Below are 17,490 nucleotides of genomic sequence, written 5' to 3'. Positions count from 1 at the left end.
CCGGGGGCCTCGGTCCTCCGCACGCGAGGCCCCCGGGGACGGTCTGCCGGCCCTCAGCCGCAGGTCGTGCCGTTGAGGGTGAACGAGCCCGGAGCCGCGTTGGAGCCGCTGTAGGTGAAGTTCGCGCCGACCGAGGTCGACGCGCCGGCGGCCAGGGCGCCGTTCCAGCTCGCGTTGGTGACGGTCACGGTGTTGCCGGACTGTGACCAGGTGCCGCTCCAGCCCTGGGAGAGCTGCTGGTTGCCGGGATAGGAGAACTTCAGCGTCCAGCCGTTGATCGCCGAGCTCCCGTTGGTGATCGTGATGTTCGCGGTGAAGCCGGTCCCCCAGTCGTTGGCCGCGTAGGCGACCTTGCAGCTGCCGGGCGTGGGGGTCGGGGTGGGCGTCGGGGTGCCGCCGTCGCCCGTGCCGCCGAGCGCGGTGCTGATCGCACCGTAGATCTGCGGCTTCTTCTGCAGGTTCTGGTCCCAGGGCAGGGCCGAGCCTTCACCGCTGAAGGTGCCGGGGATCCAGGAGTACTTGTCGGTGTAGTCCCAGATCGTGATGCCGACGCAGCGGGTCACCGCGAGGCAGGCGTTCACGACGTTCGTGTAGTACTGGGCCTGGGTGTTGACCTTGCTGGTGTCGGCGGGCAGCTGCATCCGCACGTCGAGCTCGGTGACGGCGACGTCCACGCCGAGGTCGGCGAAGCGCTGCATGTTCTGCTGCATGTTGGTCGGGAAGCCGTACTGGATCGCCAGGTGGCTCTCGAAGCCGACGCCGTCGATCGGCACGCCCTGCTGCTTGAGCGACTTGACGAGGTTGTACATCCCGTCGCTCTTCGCGCCGAGGCCCTCGATGTTGTAGTCGTTCAGGTAGAGCTTGGCGTCCGGGTCGGCGGCGTGCGCCGTACGGAGCGCGTCGGCGATGTAGCCGCTGCCCATCGCGTTGTAGAACGCGTCGGAGCGGAGCGTGCCGTCCTCGTTGAACGGCTCGTTCACCACGTCCCAGGCGTAGAGCTGGCCCTTGTAGTGGGTCACCTCCGTGGTGATGTGGTTCTCCATCGCGGCTTGGACCTGGTTGCTCGGCAGGCTCGACACCCAGTTCGGGAGCTGCTGGTGCCAGACCAGGTTGTGACCGCGCACGATCATGTTGTGGCTCTTGGCGAAGGAGACGATCTGGTCGCCTCCGCTGAAGTTGAACGATCCCCTCGAAGGCTCGGTGGTGTCCCACTTCATCGAGTTGCCCGGGGTGGTCGCCCCGAACTCGCCGCCGCCCAGGATCGCCGTGTAGGCGCTGTCGGACAGTTCGGAGTTGTCGGTCGCCGAACCGAAGTACTTGCCCTTGGCCTTGGCGAGCTGGTCGAGCGTTGACGCGGCGGACGCCGGGCGCATCACCACGGCGGTGAGCGCCAGGAGCGCGCCGAGTGCCAGCGCCAGGACGGCCGCGAGTCTCGGCCGGAATGGCGAGGACATGCTGGGTTCCTCCAGAGGGGTGTGCGGGAGAAGTGCCGTGCCCAGGACGAGGCGCGGGGGAGAGCGGGGCTCCCCCGCGCCGGGTCGGTCCGGTCAGGGGCTGGGACGGGTGGAGGCCGGCACGGTCGTCGCGCCGGGCCGGTGGGTCAGGGGCTCGTGCAGGAGAGCATGTCCGCGCCCGGCGAGCCGTTCGCGACGAATCCGAAGGTGGTCGACGCGCCGCCGTTCACCGTCCGGTTCCAATCGGCACTGCGCACCGTCACCATGTCTCCGCTTTGAGTCAGCGTTCCGTTCCACACGCTGTTGATGGTCTGGCCGCTGGCCGGCATCCAGCTCACGGTCCAGCCGTTGAGGGGCGCGGTACCGGGGTTGCTCACCGTCATCTCGCCCTGGAAGCCGCCCGACCAGCTGCTGGTGGTCTTGTACGTCGCGGTGCACGGCATGGTCGTGCCGCCGCCTCCCCCGGTGCCGCCACCGCCGGTGCCGACGCCGGTGACCTCACCGTTGCCGCCGTCGAAGACCACGTCGGAGCAGCCGTAGAAGGTCTCGGTGCTGTCCGAGCGCGACCAGACGGAGTAGATGATGTGGCGGCCGGTCTTGTTCGCCGGGAGGTTGCCGGACCAGTAGTAGTAGCCGTCGACGCTGCCGACCGGGCCGGTGTCCGCCGGGTGGTCGGCGACGAGGAACGGATTGGTCTCGAGCTCGTCCCAGGTCAGCGGCTTGGACGGGTCCCAGCCGTCCTTGGTGACGTACAGGTAGAACGAGCCCGGGTGCGCCGCCCACTTGTTGTAGCGGAAGTTGAAGTTCGCGCCGCTCGTCAGGTGCGTGACCGGCCAGTTCGTCCCCGGCAGGTCGAAGCCGGTGAAGTTCGGGTTCCCGCCGCTGCACAGCTGCCCGTCGGGGATGAAGCCCCGCGTACGGCCGGCGCCGTCGGACCGGAGCACGGAGAACCAGTTGTAGAGCGAGTTGGTCCCGCTCTGGGCGACGGCGGCCGCACACGCCGGGTTCTGGGGCTTGATCTCCCCGGTCGAGGTGAGGCCGTCCTTCCAGCACAGGAACGTACGGCTGCCCGGCTGCATGAACGCTCCGTGGGCCCACGCGGGGGTGGTTCCCGTGAAGACGCTCAGCCCCATGATCAACACCATGCCTAGGGCCGCGGCGAGCGCGCTTCTCCGTCGCTTTCTCACGACACCGTTTCCCTTCGATCCGCCCGCGAGCCGGTCAGGCGGACCCGCGGGAGTTCGGGCGCGGTGGGAGCGCGTTCTCAGGATCGGTTTCCGGGTCTCGAAGGGTCAACGACGGCCGCGGGGACGTCCTGCCTCGGCGCGGTGACCTGCGACGACGCGCCCTGCCGGGCGACCGGCCGTGAAAGCAGGTGAAAGCGGGCTCGCCGTTCAGCGCCCGAGGACGAGGACCAGCGACGCCGCCGCCAGCGCGAAGTAGCCGCCGGGGAAGGCGATGTTGTGGAAGACCCGGGCGCGGACGTGGGCGAAGAGGGCTCCGGCGAAGAACAGGACGAGTCCCACGGCGGCGGCGACGCCGACGAACCGGATCCCCAGGAGCCCGAGGAGAAGCCCGGCCGCGCCGGCGCCCTTGAGCACGGCGAGCATCGGCAGCCACGCCTGCGGGACGCCGACCTCGGCCGAGTTGGCGAGGACGAACCCGGCGCGCGCGACGTCCGCGACGGCGATGCCGGCGGTGGCCAGGATCGTGACGACGGTGACGGCGACGTACGCGGCGAACACCCCGATGCCCCGTTCAGCCGAAGAGGCGGTGGTCGCCGAGGACGTCGAGCGGCCGGGGTACCGGCGCGGGCCCCACGGCGCAGCGCGCGACGACCTCCTGCAGCCGCCGCGCCGCCTCGATGCCGGGCAGCGGGTTCTCGACGCCTTCGGGCAGCTCCAGCAGGGCGACGAACTCGGTGCCGTGGACGGCACGCAGGTAGGCGTACCGGACCCCTTCCGGCTGCCGCTCCCGCACGGCCGCGAACACCTCGTCGATCGCGGCGGCGACCTCGGCCGCGTTCTCCTCGGCGACCTCGTACCGGACCATCAGCATGGGCATGGGACCTCCTCGTCCGCCATTCGGCGGGCCGGTGCCCGCCGTCGACACAAGGCTCGCCGAGGACGCGGTCAAGCGTCCAATACCTGCGTCTATAACCTGTTGGCATGGATGTGGACCTCCGGCTCCTGCGCTACTTCGTCGCCGTCGCGGAGGAGGGCAACCTCACTCACGCCGCCGAGCGGCTGTACGTCTCCCAGCCGGCGCTGACCAAGCAGATCAAGCGCCTGGAGACCCTCCTCGGAATGACACTGTTCGTACGGTCCCGCGACGGCATGGCCCTCACCGAACCCGGCCGGGCCCTGGCGGCCCGGGCCCCCGCCCTGCTGGCCGACTGGGACCGTGTGCTCCGGGAGACCAGGGAGGCGGCGCGCCGGGCGGACCGCGTGCTGCGGGTCGGCTTCCTGGCCAGCGCCGCGAACGAGGCGACGCCGCGCATCATCGCCGCGTTCGCCGGCCGCCGGCCGGGATGGCGGGTCGACATGCGGCAGGCCGCCTGGTCGGATCCGACGGCCGGGCTCGCGGACGCGGAGGTGGACGTGGCGCTGCTGCGCCTGCCCTTCCCCGGGCAGGAGGCCCTCCGGATGGAGGTGCTGTTCAGCGAGCCCCGCTGCGTCGCGGTGCCCAGTGGCCACCGGCTGGCCGCGCGCGACCGGGTCTCCATCACCGACCTGCGGGACGAACCGTTCGTCGCGGCCCCGGCCGACACCGGTCGATGGCGCGACTACTGGCTGGCCGTCGACGAGCGCGGCGGTGCGCCGCCGCCGGTCGGCGCGGTCACCGACCAGCCCGACGACTGGCTCAGCGCGATCGCCAACGGCTACGGCGTCGCCCTCGCTCCGGAGTCCGCCGCCCGCTTCTACGCCCGCCCCGGCGTCACGTACCTGCCCGTCACCGGCGTCTCCCCGAGCGAGGTCGGCGTCGCCTGGACGCCGGCCGCCGACGCCGACCCTGTGGTCCAGGACTTCGTCCGCTGCTGCCTGGAGACGCGGGACCCGGCCTGACCGGCCGGACGGGTCACGGCACGTACGTGTCGAGGCGGCCGCACATGCCGAACGCGCGCTCCGGCGGCGGTTCGAGCCGGTGCACGGCGGCCTCCGTCAGGTGGCCGATGTCGCCCGCGCCCAGGCGGCTCAGGTGCGCGCCGGTCTGCAGCGCCTCGGCGAACGCACCGGTCCGCCAGCGCCTCTCCCACTCGCCGAACAGGTGCGCCTTGAGGCGTACGGCCGACCGGTAGAAGGCGTGCAGCGCCGCCGGGTCGCCGTCGTCGAGCCGCTCGCGCAGGACGGCGTAGCCCTCCAGGGCCAGGTCGCGGCGGCGCCGGGCGGTGTCCTCGCGCGCGGCGGGGTCCAGGGTTGCCGTCCGCTCGTACGCCGCCGGGTCGTTCAGGGTCTCCGGCGGGAAGGTGAAGACGGCGTCGCCCGCCTCGGGCAGCCCGCTGTTCTGCATGACGACGACGATGTGCAGCCCGCCGTCGCCGTTGACGAGACGGTGCACGGTCCCCGGCGTGAACCAGGCGACGGTGCCGGGGGCCAGCGGCGTCTCGGTGAAGCCGTCGCAGGTCAGCGTCTGCACGCTGCCCTCGCCCGCGACGACGACGTACGCCTCCGCGCAGGTCAGGTGGACGTGCGGCGAGCCGCCGCACAGCCCGTCGGCGGTCGGCCAGTCGTACACGCGCAGCCCCGAGATCCCGACCGCGCCGGGCAGCGGGCTCACCATGGGTGGTCCTTGGCGTAGGCGTCCAGCCGCGCGCGGTCCCAGGCGCCGTCGGCGACGACGATCCGGTACCGCAGGCGCAGCGTCTCCCCGGGCGGCAGCGCGAACTCCTCGGCGAAGGCGAGCGAGGGGTTGACCGCCGGGAACGGTGTGTTCCGGACGAACCAGTCGCTGCCGAACTCCGGGTCGTCGAAGAACATGAGCGTCGAGGCCCGGTCGACCTCGTCGTGCCGGCCGACGTACGCGAGCCAGGCCGCGGGCCGGCCCATCAGCTCCGGACCGCCCTGCCCCTCCGCCGCGAGGATCTCCCCGTCGGTGAAGGCCCGCGGCCCGCGCCAGAACAGCCCGCTGTACCCGGCCGCCGGGCGGCCGTTCGTCGTCGGGCTGCCGAAGACGAGCGGCTCCCCCCGTACGTTGGTCAGCGCGGTCGCGAACTCCAGCGCCCACGAGTCGGCGGCGACGTCGCGTACGGTCAGCTCGCGGTGCTCGTCCACCCAGTGCTCGCCCGCCTGGGTGTGCCAGGTGAGGCGCTCGGCGATCCGGCCCCCGTCGGCGTCGGCGAACTCCTCGTGCCGCATGACGCCGACGTTCGGCAGGTCGACGTAGCCCTGGTCGCGGACGTAGCTGCCGCCGCCCCAGAAATTCTCCCCCGACAGGTGCGACACGGTCATCTGGACGCCCTTGTGCCAGCGGTGATCGTGCGGCCGGTACGCGGTGACGACGTCCCCGGCGAGCGTACGGACCGGGTGCAGGTACGGCTTCGGTCCCTCGAACGCCGGCGTGGCCGGCCGGTAGACGTACCGGAACAGCTCCACGTCGCGCTCGCGCACGGCGAGGGTGTGGTCGCCGATGTACTCGATCCTCACAGGTGCATCCCGCCGTTCATCTCCCGGTAGAAGGGGTCCGCGTCGTCGATCTCGCCGCGGCGTACGGGCCGGCCGGTGAACGCCGACCGGTACAACGCGGCGATGAGTTCGAGCGTCTGCCGGCCGCCCGCCCCGCTGGTCTCCGGGCGTTCGCCGCGCTCGTACGCGTCGAGCAGGTCGCCGAGCAGCGCGGTGTGCGAACTCGGCACGTCGCGGTCCGGGGTCCGCCACGCGGCGATCCGCGCCTCGTCGGTGACGTGCGGCGCGGGGGTGTAGGTCCAGTCCGCGTTGCCGTAGCCGTACAGGTGCGACAGCTCGACCGTCGCCTCGGTGAAGTCGAACCGCAGCCGGCTCTCCTCGCGCGGCGACAGCACGCTGTTGACGACCGACGCGAGCGCGCCGTTCTCGAACCGGACCGACGCGACGGACACGTCCTCGGTGTCGACGTTCCGGGCGAGGCGGCCGGCCATGGCGCGGACCTCGGCCCAGTCGCCGAGCGTCGCGAGCAGCAGGTCCATCTGGTGGATGCCGTGGCCCATGGTCGGGCCGCCGCCCTCGGTGTCCCACCGGCCGCGCCAGGGGACGTCGAAGTACGCCTGGTCGCGGTGCCAGGTGGTCAGGCAGACCGCGACCAGGGGCCGGCCCAGCTCTCCCTCGGTGACGAGGCGGCGCAGGTGGCGGGCGCCGGAGCCGAACCGGTGCTGGTAGACGACGGCCGCGTACGGGCCGCCATCGCGCTCGGCGGCCGTCATGGCGTCGTACTCGGCGAGCGAGAGGGCGGGCGGCTTCTCGCACAGCACCCACGCGCCCGCGTCCAGGCACGCGCCGACCTGCGCGGCGTGGACGTGCGGCGGCGTGCAGACGTGGACGAGGTCGGGACGGGCCTCGGCGAGCATCTCCCCCAGGTCGGTGTAGGCGGCCGGGATGCCGTGCTCGGCGCAGAAGTCCTTCACCCGCCCGGCGTCGACGTCGACGGCGGCCACGACCCGGGCGCGGTGCGCCTCCGCCCGCAGGGCGGGCAGGTGGCAGATGCCCGCGATCCCGCCCGTGCCGACGATCGCGGCCCGGATCACCGCAGGACGACCGTGGTCAGCGAGCGGGGGGCGAGGTCGACCGACAGGGTCCGGCCGTGGGCGCGCGCGGCGGCGACGGGGGCCACCGAGTGGCCGCCGTCGGTCAGGTACGCCCGGGCGTTCCCGGCGGGGGAGCCGAGGGCGAGGTCCGTCGTCGACGCGGCGGTCCCGGTGTTGAGGATCTCGACGACCTCGGTGCCGTCGGCGTTACGGTACGCCGAGACCTCCAGCGCCGGGTCGGCGGTACTCACCGCGACGCGGGTCGCGCCCGGCCGGATGAACCGGCTGTACGCGGCGAACGCCCACAGCCGCTTGGACACGTGGTAGGCGTCGCCGTCGAGCTGGATGAGCGCGCGGGTCGCGCCGACGGAGGCGCCGAGCCAGTACACGTACGCGCTCGCGTTGCCGTCGGTCAGGGTCCGGTGGATGTTCTGCGCGACCGCGAAGCCGGAGGACTCGGTGCCGTCGTCCCAGTTCTCGTTCCAGGTGCTGCCGCCCGGGCCCCACTCCGACATCCAGGTGCGCTTCCGTGTCGGCTGCGGCGCGGTGACCGGGCTGGAGTAGGCGTGGCCGGTGACGGTCGTGACCCACCGGGCCGCCTGCGGGTCCGCCTCGATGGCCCGGGTGTAGTCCCGCTGCCCGTCCCAGCCGGTCTCGTCGCAGCAGGACAGCCTCAGCCCCGCCTTCGTCGCGACCGGGCCGAGCACCTTCACGAACTCCGCGGCCTGAGCGCGGGTGAAGTTCATCGAGGCGTACGAGACGGTGATGTCCGGCTCGTTGGTGAAGCCCAGGTCGGTGATCCGGATGCCCTCGCGGCGGTAGAACCGCGCGTACTGGACGAGGTAGTTCGCGTACGCCTTCCGCCAGTCGCCGCTCGCGCAGTTCGTCCCTTGGAGGCCGCAGAGGGTGCCGCCGTTCGCGTCGGTGCCGTTGGTCTTCATGTAGCCCGGCGTGCTCCACGCGTCGGCGTAGAACCGTTTCACGCCGTACGCCTTGGCCTGCTTCGCGAGCCAGACCTGGCCGCCGTCGTCGCCGTCCCAGACGTACTTCGGCGGTGCGTCCGGCCCGCCCGGGTCGGCGGGTTCGATGGAGGGCATGTGGTCGTACACCGTGTCGGCGGACGAGCCGATGCCGAGCCGCAGGATGGAGGCCCCGGCCCCGGCGCGCCGGCCGAACAGCAGATCGACGACCTCCTTCTGCTTCGGCGCCGGCAGCCCGTTCAGCCCGTGGATCACGGCGGCCCGCTGGAACGCCTCGGAGAACCCGAACCCGTCGATGGGCTGCAGCCTCCTGCCGAAGTCCACGCGGCCGCCCGGCGCTCCCTCGGCGTGCGCGGGAACGCCGAGGGAGCACGCGGTCGCCGCGGCCAGGGCGAGGGCGAGTGATCTGCGCGTGAGGGGACGCATGGGGGGAGATCTCTACTTTCCGCCCGCGCCGGCCAGGCCCGCGATGAGCCAGCGGCGCGCGAACAGGTAGACGACGAAAACCGGGATGGCCGACAGCAGCACGGCCGCCATCAGGCCGGGCACGTTCGCGCCGAACTGGTTCTGGAAGTTCCACAGGCCGAGCGTCTGGACCCGCTGTTCGGGGGACTGGGTGAGGATCAGCGGGAACAGGAAGCCGTTCCAGGCGTTCAGCGCGCTGTAGACGGAGATGGTGGTCAGCGACGCGCGGCTGAGCGGCAGCGCCAGGCTCCACATCAACCGGAACGATCCGCCCCCGTCGATGGTCATCGCCTCGTACAGTTCGCGCGGCACGTCCCGCAGCGCCGAGGACAGCACCAGCACGCTGAGCGGCAGGCCGAACGCCACGGTCGGCAGGATGATCGCGGTCAGCGAGTCGTACAGGTGCATCCGCGAGATCATCAGGTAGACGGGGATGATCGTGGCCTGCGCCGGCACCGCGAGCCCGGCCAGGAAGATCCGGAACGTTCCGGAGACGATCCGGCTGCGCGACCGCACGATCGCGTACGCCGCGGGGAAGGCGAGCAGCACGGTCAGCGCGACGCTCGCCACGGTGACCACCGCGGTGTTGATGAGGTAGCGGGTGTACCCGCTGCGGAAGACCTCGGCGAAGTTGTCCAGGGTCAGCTTGCGCGGCAGGGACAGCGGGCCGCCGTCGAGATAGGCGTCCTTCGGCTGGAAGCTGTCCTTGATCATCAGGTAGATCGGCACGCCCACGAACACGAGCCAGGCGAGCGCGGCCAGCCCGGCGCCCCAGTTCGGCCGCTGCCGCTTCCGTCGTGGACGGTCGCCGCGCCGGTGATCGGCGACCGGCACCGACGTCTCTTCCCGGAGTGCCGTCATGGCGTCAGATCCCCTCCAGCGTGCTGCGCATCTTCCCGTATCCGGAGAAGCGGACGATCACCAGCGACAGCGCGGTGCCGAGCGCGGCCAGGACCAGCGCGATCACGCTCGCGTACCCCATCTGGAAACTCTGGAAGGCGCTGTTGTACATGCGCTGCGGCAGGACCATCGTGGCGGTGCCCGGACCGCCGTTGGTGACGATCAGGATGGTCTCGAAGTAGGTCAGCGACCCGACCAGCATCAGCACCGACGAGGTGATGATGGTGTTCCGGAGCTGCGGCAGCGTGATGTGCCAGAACTGCTGGAACCGCCCGGCGCCGTCGATGAGCGCGGCGTCGTACAGCATCTTCGGGATCTGCCGCGTCGCGGACTGGTACATCAGCGAGTGGAACGGCACGAACTGCCACGCGATGACGACCACGACGGCGCCCAGGGCGCCGTGCTGGTCGCCGGCGATGTTCCCGTCCGGGAAGCCGATCCAGGGGCCGACGGTCGCGGCGAGCCCGAAGTTCGGGTCGAGCAGCACCCGCCACGTGATGGCGATCGCGGCGGTCGACATCAGCAGCGGCAGGAAGAAGATCGAGGACAGCACCGCGCGGTTCAGCTCCCGGCCCGCCGCCCACACGCCGATCAGCAGGGCGAGCGGGGTCTGCACGACCCAGCACAGCACCATGAAGACCAGGCTGATCCGCATCGACTCCCAGATCGCGCTGTCCGTCAGCGCGTGGCGCCAGTTGGCCACGCCGTTGAAGTTCGGCGTGCCGAGCCCGTTCCAGTCGGTGAAGGACAGCACGGCCGTCAGGAGGAGCGGCACCCCCGCGAACACGCCGAAGAACAGCACGGCGGGAAGGATCCAGACCGCGCCCGGCCGGGCCGCCCGGTCCGCGCCGGCGGAGGCGGCCGACCGCCGCCTGCCCCGCCGCGCGCCCGCCACGGCGGTCATCGGCGGCCCGCCTCGATCCGCGCCGCCATCACTTCACCTGGCCCAGGACCTGGGTGAACTTCTCGGGCGTCATCTTCTTGAGGAAGACCTTCTGCAGGTTGTTGTGCAGCGGGTCGGTGAACCTGCTCGGCAGCGCCTGGTCCCAGGACAGGGTGAAGCTCGGCGCCTTCTGCACCATCTGGTAGACGTACTTGGCGAACTCCGGGCCGGGAGAGGCCGCCAGTCTCGCCTCCAGGCCGGTCGCGGCCGGCACGTCGCCCGCCTTGATCAGCTTGTCGATGTACATCTGACTCGACATCTCCTTCTTGAGGAAGGAGATCGCGGCGTTGACGTCCTTGGACTTACGGCTGATCGAGTAGTAGTTGGTCGGATTGCCGACCACGTTGTTCGGGTCGCCCTTGCCGCCGGTGATGGTCGGGAACGGCGCGAACGCGAGGTCGTTCTTGGCGAAGTCCGGGTGCTTGTCGACCTGGTTGGAGTACTCCCAGGTGCCCATCAGGTGCATCGCCGCCTTGCCCTTGGCGAACAGCAGCCCGGCACCGTCGTTGACGTAGTTCACCGACGCGAAGTTGGTGCCGAACGCCCGCCGGTCGACCAGGTCCTGGATCCGGTGCAGCGCGTCGAGGACGATCGGGTTGCTCCAGGCGTTCGGCTTTCCGGCGAGGATGTCCGCGAAGACCGACGGCCCGCCGAGGCGCTCGACGAGGTACTCCAGCCACATGAGGTTCGGCCAGGCGTCGACGTGCCCGAGCGCGAACGGCTGGATCTTCTGGGAGTCGAAGTACGTGACCAGCTTGAGCAGGTCGTCGTACGTCGCCGGGGGCTTCTGCCCGTGCTGGGCGAACAGCGTCTTGTTGTAGAAGAGCAGCACGGGCTGCATGCCGCGCATCGGGATGCCGTAGTACTTCCCGTCGGCCGCCTTCCCGGCGTCGAGCACCGAGGGGATCCACGCGCTCTTCCACGTCGGGTCGCTGTTCAGCTGCGAGGTGAGGTCGACCAGCCGGCCGCTCGCGGCGTAGTCCTGGATGCTGCCGGTGCCCCAGTTGAACAGCAGATCCGGCGGGTTCGGCGAGCCCATGCCGATGCGGAGCTTGTCGGTGTACCCCGAGGAGCCGGAGTTGGGGATCTCCACGAGCTTGATCTTCGTGCTCGACGACTTGTTGAAGTCGTCGAGGGACGCCTGCTGAATGGGGTTCTGCCCGTCGTCCTGGAGGACCCAGGCCTGGAGGGTCTTCTTGCCGCCGCCTCCGCCACCGGAGGGCCCGGAGGTTCCGCAGGCGCTGAGCAGGGGGGCGGTGAGGCCGGCGATTCCGGCGGCTCCGGCGGCCGAGAGGAAGGTACGGCGCGAGAGCGGTGAGTCGCCCATCGGTCCTCCTTGGGGGATTGCGGCAGAGACGGGCGTTGCGGTGACGTGTCGGTGCTGTTTCGAAAAAGTGTCGGGGAAGCGGTTGTTGCCGTACCTTAAGAAAGCCCCCCGCAGCGGTCAACCCTTCGCGACGTTTCTTGATAAATCGGCGATCAAGCGCGCCAGTGAGACCTTGGCGGCTCCGAAACATTGCGATAACGTTCACCTCGGCCGCTCGGCGAGCACGCTCCTCGCCATCGAGCCGCGCGTCCGGCCATCCACGGCGCCACCGCCGGCCGCACCCAGGACGCGTGCCCCGTGGACCTCGATGCGGTGGGAGCGCGAGGCCCACGGGACACGCCCGGCCCACACTCGATCGCCAGACGGGAGCCCACCACAGATGGCCGAAACGCTTCCTCACCCGACCCGACCGACCGGCTCATGGCGCGACCGCCGGTTGCCGACCGCCGAGCGGGTGGCCGACCTGCTGAGCCGGATGACCGTGGAGGAGAAGGCGGCCCAGCTGGTCGGCTACTGGGCCGTGTCCGCCCGCCCCGGCGAGGAGGTCGCGCCACTCCCCGACGACTTCGGTGAGCCGCCGCCCCTGGACGACGTCATCAAGGCCGGACTCGGCCAGCTGACCCGCGTCTTCGGCACCGCGCCGGTCCCCCCGGCGGAGGGCGCGGCGCGGCTGCGCGAGCTGCAGGCGCGGGTCGCCGCCGGCAACCGGTTCGGCATCCCCGCGATCGCGCACGAGGAGTGCCTCACCGGCTTCATGACCCACACCGCGACCGTCTTCCCCTGCCCGCTGGCGTGGGGCGCGACGTTCGACACGGAGCTGGTCGAGGAGATGGCCGGCGCGATCGCCGACAGCATGCGGCGGGTCGGCGTCCACCAGGGCCTCGCGCCCGTCCTCGACGTGACGCGCGACCCCCGGTGGGGCCGGACCGAGGAGACCATCGGCGAGGACCCGTACCTCGTCGGCCGCATCGGCACCGCGTACGTGCGCGGGCTCGAGGGCCACGGGATCGTGGCCACGCTCAAGCACTTCGCGGCGTACGCGTCCTCCCGGGCCGGCCGGAACATGGCGTCCGCCGGCCTCGGCCCCCGCGAGTACGCCGACATCGTCCTCGAACCGTTCCTGCTCGCGCTCCGCGAGGGCGGTGCCCGCTCGGTGATGGCCGCGTACGTCGACGTCGACGGCGTTCCGGCCACCGCCGACGAACGCCTGATGACCCGGCTGCTCCGCGACGAGCTCGGCTTCACCGGCATCGTCGTGGCCGACTACTTCGGCATCTCGTTCCTGGAGAGCATGCACGGCGTCGCCGGCTCCCCCGGCGAGTCCGCCGCCCTCGCCCTGCGCGCGGGCGTCGACGTCGAGCTGCCGACGATCCGCTGCTACGGCGCGCCGCTGGTCGAGATGGTCCGGCGCGGCGCGATCCCGGAGGAGCACCTGGACCGTTCCGTGTCCCGCGTGCTCGCCCTCAAGTGCGAGCTGGGCCTGCTCGACGAAACGGCCGCCGCGACGGCCGATGGAACCGCCGACGGAGCCGTGGACGGGGTCCCGCCGGGCGGCGCGGTGGACGGCGTACGGCCGGACGACACCATCGACCTGGACCCGCCCGCCCATCGGGGGCTGGCCCGCCGTGTCGCGGAGGCGTCGGTCGTCCTGCTCGCCAACGACGGGGTCCTGCCGCTGCGCGCCGGACGCGTCGCGGTGACCGGCCCGCTCGCCGCCGAGCCGCGCGCCATGCTCGGCTGCTACGCCTTCCCCAACCACATGACCGCGCGATTCCCCGACCTGCCGTTCGGCGTGGAGATCCCGGCCCTCGCGGACGCGCTCCGCGCCGAGCTGTCCGGCGCGGAGGTCGAGGTGACGGCCGGCCGGGACGTCCTGGTCGCCGACGACGCGGACATCGACGCCGCCGTCGCGGCCGCCCGCCGCGCGGAGGTGTGCGTGCTGACCCTCGGCGACCGGTCGGACCTGTTCGGCCGCGGCACCTCGGGTGAGGGGTGCGACGCCGAGAGCCTCGCCCTGCCGGGCCGGCAGGCCGAACTCGCCGACGCCGTCCTGGCCACCGGCACGCCCACGGTCATCGTGCTGCTCGCCGGCCGCCCGTACGCCCTCGGCGGCCTGGCGGACCGGGCGGCGGCGATCGTGCAGGCGTTCTTCCCCGGTGAGGAGGGCGGCCCGGCGGTCGCGGGCGTGCTCTCGGGCCGCGTCGAGCCGTCGGGCCGGCTGCCGGTCAGCGTGCCGCACGGCCCCGGTGGCCAGCCGGCGACGTACCTGCACTCGCGGACCGGCGGGCCGTCGCGCTGGAGCGCGATCGACCCGACGCCGCTGTTCCCCTTCGGTCACGGGCTGACCTGGACGCGGTTCGCGTACGACGCCCTGGAGGTGGACCCGTCGGCCGGCACGGACGGGACCGTCCGCGTCTCCGCCACCGTCCGCAACACCGGCGACCGGCCCGGCACCGAGGTCGTCCAGCTGTACCTCGGCGACCCGGTCTGCTCGGTCGTACGGCCGGTGCGGTGGCTGGCCGGCTGGGCGCGGGTCCGGCTCGAACCCGGCGCGGCCGCCCGGGTGGAGTTCACCGTGCACGCCGACCGGACCTCGTTCACCGACCTGAGCCTGCGGCGCGTCGTGGAACCCGGCCGGATCGACGTCGCGGTCGGCGGGTCCAGCGCCGACCTGCCCCTGCAGGGGTCGTTCACGCTGACCGGCCCCGAGCGCGTGCTCGGCCCGGACCGCGTCCTGACCGTACCCGTCGAGGTGACGCCGTGCTGAGACGCTGAGACTGCGCTCACCGGTAGAAATCCGATCGGGGCTGCCACTAGTCTCGGCGCGGCTGAGGCCGAACGAGCGGACGCAGCCGACGCACCCGGGAGCGCCCTGTGCAGTCCGAGGACGACGCAGCAGAGTTCCACGCCTTCTTCGAGGCGCACCATCGGGAGCTCGCGCGTCTCGCCTACCTGCTGACCGGCGACGCGGACGCCGCCGACGACCTGGCCGCCGACGCGTTCGTCGCGGCCTGGGGTCGGTGGGGCCGCGTCCGCACGGCGGACCAGCCGCTCGCCTACGTCCGCCGCATCGTGGTGAACCTCGCCGCCACCCGGGTCCGTACCCTGGTCCGGGAGCGTTCGCGCGCCGGGTTGCTGGGGGCCATGTTCCGGGACCGGTCCGAGGAGCCGGACGTCCCCGCCGTGGTCGACGTACGGGCGGCGCTGCGGCGCCTGCCGATGCGCAAGCGCGCGTGCGTCGTCCTGCGGTACGCCTTCGACCTGTCGGAGCAGGAGACGGCCCGCGTCCTGGGGATCTCGGTCGGGACCGTGAAGAGCCAGACGTCACGGGGGGTGGCGGAGTTGGAGAAGGCGCTGAGCGCGTGGCGGTCGCCGCCCGCGCACCCGGCCGGGCGCACCGGGGAGGCGCGGTGAACGAACCGCCACCCTGGCTGCGGTCCGCCCTCCGTGAGGAGGCCGACGCGCACCGGCCCGACGGCGACCACATGTGGTCCCGCGTCGAGGCCGGTGCCCGTTCGCGCCGGGACCGTACGGCCCGCGGCCGGTCGGTGGTCGCGGCGGCGCTGGCGGCGGCCGGCGTGGCCGCGGTCGCGGTGGGGGTGGTGACGTGGCGCTCCGAGGGCCCGGCCGACCCGGCCGTTCCCGCCGGTCACGGGTCCGCCCCGAGCGACCGGCCGTCCCCGTCCGCGGCCTCCACGTGGGCGAGCGCCGGGCCGACGTCCCGCGCCGGCACCCCTTCCCCGACGGGCCGTCCAACCGGTTCTTCGGCGGCCCCGCAGCGGTCACGGGCGGCGGCCCCGGACGTCGCGGCCGGCCTCGGCCCGGGGACCAACGACTACTGGGCGCAGGAGAACGTCACCGTCTCCGAGGCCAAGCCGCTCACCACACTGCGCGTCACCGTCCGCGTGGCGCGCACGCAGAACGTACGGTCGACGGGCTCCTGGTCGTCGCTGCCGGGTGACACGTACCAGGTGACGGTCGGCGAGGAGCGGAACGCGATCGTCTACACGTGGACGGTGCGGTCCGGCCGGCCGGTGCCGCCGGGCCGATACGTCTTCGCCGCCCAGTACGCCCGCGCGCCCGGCGGTCACGACGTCCACCAGGACAGCTACACCGTGACGACCGCCGACGGCGCCGGCCGCCCGTTCACCCAGAGCGGTCGATTCTGACGATTCCGCCGGTTCGACGGCCGCGCCCGCTTTTAGGGCGTCCCGTCCCGGTTGAACCGTCCGTCCCATTCCTCGCGTACCGGGTTAGAACGGTCCAGGTTCGCGACCATGCGCGGCGAACAGAGCACGGCGGAAGGAGTTCGGCGGTGCGACACGCGATCGCTCACGACGAGGAGGTCCGGCTGCTGGAGAGGCTGAGCGCGGAGCTGTCGCGGCTCGGAGTGGAGTCCGACCTGCGACGGTCGCTGCCCGGCCTGGCCGTCGTGACCGACGTGCCCGGCGTCCCGCTCTACATCTTCGTCAGCGAGTCGGGCGACCACTTCGACTGGCGGAACGCCGAGATGCGCCATCCGGTCGGCGACGTCACCGGAGCGGCCGAGCGGATCCACGGCTTCCTGCGACGCGAGGAGGCGGCGGACCGGCGCTGAGAGGCCGGCGACCGGAGGGCGCGCGGGGCGCCTACTCGATGACGAGCTCGACCGGGACATTGCCACGGGTGGCGTTGGAGTAGGGGCAGACCTGGTGGGCGGCCTCGACGAGCTCGCGGCCGGTCTCGGCGGCGACGCCGTCGGGCAGCTCGACGCGCAGGACGACCTGGAGGGCGAACCCGCCCGAGCCGTTCGGCCCGATGCCGACCTCGGCGGTGACGGCGGTGTCGGAGACGTCGACCTTCTTCTTGCCCGCGACGAGGTCGAGCGCGCTCGCGAAGCAGGCCGCGTAGCCGGCGGCGAACAGCTGCTCGGGGTTGGTCCCCTCCCCGTTTCCGCCCATCTCGGTCGGCTTGGCCAGCGTCACGTCGAGCTTCTTGTCGGAGCTGACGGCACGGCCGTCCCGGCCGGACGCGGTGGCGATGGCGGTGTAGATGGCGCTCATGTCCGATCTCCCAACTAGACAGACCTGTCTGTACGCCACCTAAGGTAGACAGGTCTGTCTGGTAAAGTCAACCCATGACCTCGACCGCCACCGCTCCCCGCCGGAGCCCCGCGCGCCGGCGGGTGCTCGACACCGCGCTCGCGCTGTTCTACGCGGAGGGCATCCACGCGGTGGGCATCGACCGGATCATCGCCGAGGCCGGTGTGGCGAAGGCGACCTTCTACCACCACTTCCCCTCCAAGGACGACCTGGTCTGCGCGTACCTGGAGGAGCAGATCGCCCGCGTACGGGAGCAGGCCGTCCCGCAGGGCGAGACGCCCGAGGAGAGGATCGTCTCCGTCTTCGAGGGCGTCGGCGAGGTCACCTGCGCGCCGGGCTTCCGTGGCTGCGCGTTCATCAACGCGGCGGCCGAGTACCCGGATCCGGACCACCCCGTCCGCCGGGTGGTCGCCGACTTCCGCCGGTGGTTCAAGGGCCTGCTGGAAGAACTGCTCGTCGCGGCCGGTCACCCGGAGCCGCAGCGCACGGCCGTGGCCCTCATGACGCTCCGCGACGGCCTCACCGTCGCCGGCGCGCTCGACGACCCGGCCGAGGCACGCCCCGCCGTACGCGCCGCCGTCGCCCACCTCATCCGGCCCGCGGCCTGACCCGCCCTCGGGCAGC

General features: G+C 72.2%; 18 protein-coding genes. 6 read left to right on the top strand and 12 right to left on the bottom strand.

The genetic code is table 11. The annotated features are described in order from the left end of the window. Positions 1 to 53 precede the first annotated feature (53 nt). The 4 genes from NDW01_RS39070 to NDW01_RS39055 form a co-directional block, all read right to left on the bottom strand. Positions 54 to 1,454 carry an endo-1,4-beta-xylanase gene (locus tag NDW01_RS39070; RefSeq protein WP_252829538.1) on the bottom strand — a complete coding sequence of 467 codons (1,401 nt, stop codon included), beginning with the start codon at positions 1,452 to 1,454 and terminating at the stop codon, positions 54 to 56. A gap of 146 nt (positions 1,455 to 1,600) precedes the next feature. Further along, positions 1,601 to 2,587, bottom strand: coding sequence for a lytic polysaccharide monooxygenase auxiliary activity family 9 protein (locus tag NDW01_RS39065; RefSeq protein ID WP_252829537.1), 987 nt, complete (start codon positions 2,585 to 2,587; stop codon positions 1,601 to 1,603). Between the two features lie 261 nt (positions 2,588 to 2,848). Further along, complete coding sequence (locus NDW01_RS39060; protein ID WP_252829536.1) at positions 2,849 to 3,199, bottom strand: DoxX family protein; 351 nt, start codon at positions 3,197 to 3,199, stop codon at positions 2,849 to 2,851. Positions 3,200 to 3,212: 13 nt separating this feature from the next. Beyond that, a complete protein-coding gene (locus tag NDW01_RS39055) occupies positions 3,213 to 3,518 on the bottom strand; it encodes a hypothetical protein (RefSeq protein WP_252829535.1) in 306 nt (101 codons plus the stop codon). 104 nt (positions 3,519 to 3,622) lie between these two features. On the opposite strand from NDW01_RS39055, the gene NDW01_RS39050 reads away from it, so the two are divergent. Further along, the gene (locus NDW01_RS39050) at positions 3,623 to 4,519 is read left to right on the top strand and encodes a LysR family transcriptional regulator (protein ID WP_252829534.1); all 897 of its coding nucleotides are present in this window, start codon (positions 3,623 to 3,625) and stop codon (positions 4,517 to 4,519) included. Between the two features lie 13 nt (positions 4,520 to 4,532). On the opposite strand, the gene NDW01_RS39045 is transcribed toward NDW01_RS39050, so the two are convergent. The 7 genes from NDW01_RS39045 to NDW01_RS39015 are packed head-to-tail and all read right to left on the bottom strand — an operon-like array spanning position 4,533 to position 11,785. Next, complete coding sequence (locus tag NDW01_RS39045; protein WP_252829533.1) at positions 4,533 to 5,234, bottom strand: cupin domain-containing protein; 702 nt, start codon at positions 5,232 to 5,234, stop codon at positions 4,533 to 4,535. Further along, positions 5,228 to 6,097 (bottom strand): DUF6807 domain-containing protein, encoded by an 870-nt coding sequence (locus NDW01_RS39040; RefSeq protein WP_252829532.1) that lies wholly within the window; start codon positions 6,095 to 6,097, stop codon positions 5,228 to 5,230. Before NDW01_RS39040 ends, NDW01_RS39045 begins: the two co-directional genes overlap by 7 nt. Beyond that, entirely contained in the window at positions 6,094 to 7,167 is a 1,074-nt protein-coding gene (locus NDW01_RS39035; RefSeq protein WP_252829560.1) for a Gfo/Idh/MocA family protein, read from the bottom strand. Before NDW01_RS39035 ends, NDW01_RS39040 begins: the two co-directional genes overlap by 4 nt. Next, positions 7,167 to 8,576, bottom strand: a complete 1,410-nt coding sequence (locus NDW01_RS39030) for a glycoside hydrolase family 30 protein (protein WP_252829531.1) — start codon at positions 8,574 to 8,576, stop codon at positions 7,167 to 7,169. Before NDW01_RS39030 ends, NDW01_RS39035 begins: the two co-directional genes overlap by 1 nt. Before the next feature lie 12 nt (positions 8,577 to 8,588). After that, positions 8,589 to 9,476 (bottom strand): carbohydrate ABC transporter permease, encoded by an 888-nt coding sequence (locus NDW01_RS39025; RefSeq protein WP_252783962.1) that lies wholly within the window; start codon positions 9,474 to 9,476, stop codon positions 8,589 to 8,591. A gap of 4 nt (positions 9,477 to 9,480) precedes the next feature. Beyond that, on the bottom strand, positions 9,481 to 10,419 hold the full coding sequence (locus tag NDW01_RS39020; RefSeq protein WP_252829530.1) for a carbohydrate ABC transporter permease: 939 nt from the start codon (positions 10,417 to 10,419) through the stop codon (positions 9,481 to 9,483). Between the two features lie 28 nt (positions 10,420 to 10,447). After that, positions 10,448 to 11,785 carry an ABC transporter substrate-binding protein gene (locus NDW01_RS39015; RefSeq protein ID WP_252829529.1) on the bottom strand — a complete coding sequence of 446 codons (1,338 nt, stop codon included), beginning with the start codon at positions 11,783 to 11,785 and terminating at the stop codon, positions 10,448 to 10,450. A 379-nt stretch (positions 11,786 to 12,164) separates the two neighbouring features. On the opposite strand from NDW01_RS39015, the gene NDW01_RS39010 reads away from it, so the two are divergent. The 4 genes from NDW01_RS39010 to NDW01_RS38995 all read left to right on the top strand — a co-directional run bounded on the left by NDW01_RS39010 (position 12,165) and on the right by NDW01_RS38995 (position 16,382). Beyond that, complete coding sequence (locus NDW01_RS39010; protein WP_252829528.1) at positions 12,165 to 14,552, top strand: beta-xylosidase/alpha-l-arabinosidase; 2,388 nt, start codon at positions 12,165 to 12,167, stop codon at positions 14,550 to 14,552. 107 nt (positions 14,553 to 14,659) lie between these two features. After that, entirely contained in the window at positions 14,660 to 15,199 is a 540-nt protein-coding gene (locus NDW01_RS39005) for a SigE family RNA polymerase sigma factor (RefSeq protein WP_252783958.1), read from the top strand. Next, entirely contained in the window at positions 15,196 to 15,954 is a 759-nt protein-coding gene (locus NDW01_RS39000) for a hypothetical protein (RefSeq protein WP_252829527.1), read from the top strand. Before NDW01_RS39005 ends, NDW01_RS39000 begins: the two co-directional genes overlap by 4 nt. Before the next feature lie 146 nt (positions 15,955 to 16,100). After that, positions 16,101 to 16,382, top strand: a complete 282-nt coding sequence (locus NDW01_RS38995) for a hypothetical protein (RefSeq protein ID WP_252829526.1) — start codon at positions 16,101 to 16,103, stop codon at positions 16,380 to 16,382. Positions 16,383 to 16,413: 31 nt separating this feature from the next. On the opposite strand, the gene NDW01_RS38990 is transcribed toward NDW01_RS38995, so the two are convergent. Further along, entirely contained in the window at positions 16,414 to 16,827 is a 414-nt protein-coding gene (locus NDW01_RS38990; protein WP_252829524.1) for an organic hydroperoxide resistance protein, read from the bottom strand. 74 nt (positions 16,828 to 16,901) lie between these two features. On the opposite strand from NDW01_RS38990, the gene NDW01_RS38985 reads away from it, so the two are divergent. Then, a complete protein-coding gene (locus tag NDW01_RS38985; RefSeq protein WP_252829522.1) occupies positions 16,902 to 17,474 on the top strand; it encodes a TetR/AcrR family transcriptional regulator in 573 nt (190 codons plus the stop codon). The last annotated feature ends 16 nt before the right edge of the window (positions 17,475 to 17,490 follow it).

The sequence above is a fragment of the Actinoallomurus soli genome, assembly GCF_024055715.1.
In the GTDB taxonomy this organism is placed as follows: domain Bacteria; phylum Actinomycetota; class Actinomycetes; order Streptosporangiales; family Streptosporangiaceae; genus Actinoallomurus; species Actinoallomurus soli.
This window is presented reverse-complemented; position numbering and strand designations above follow the sequence as displayed.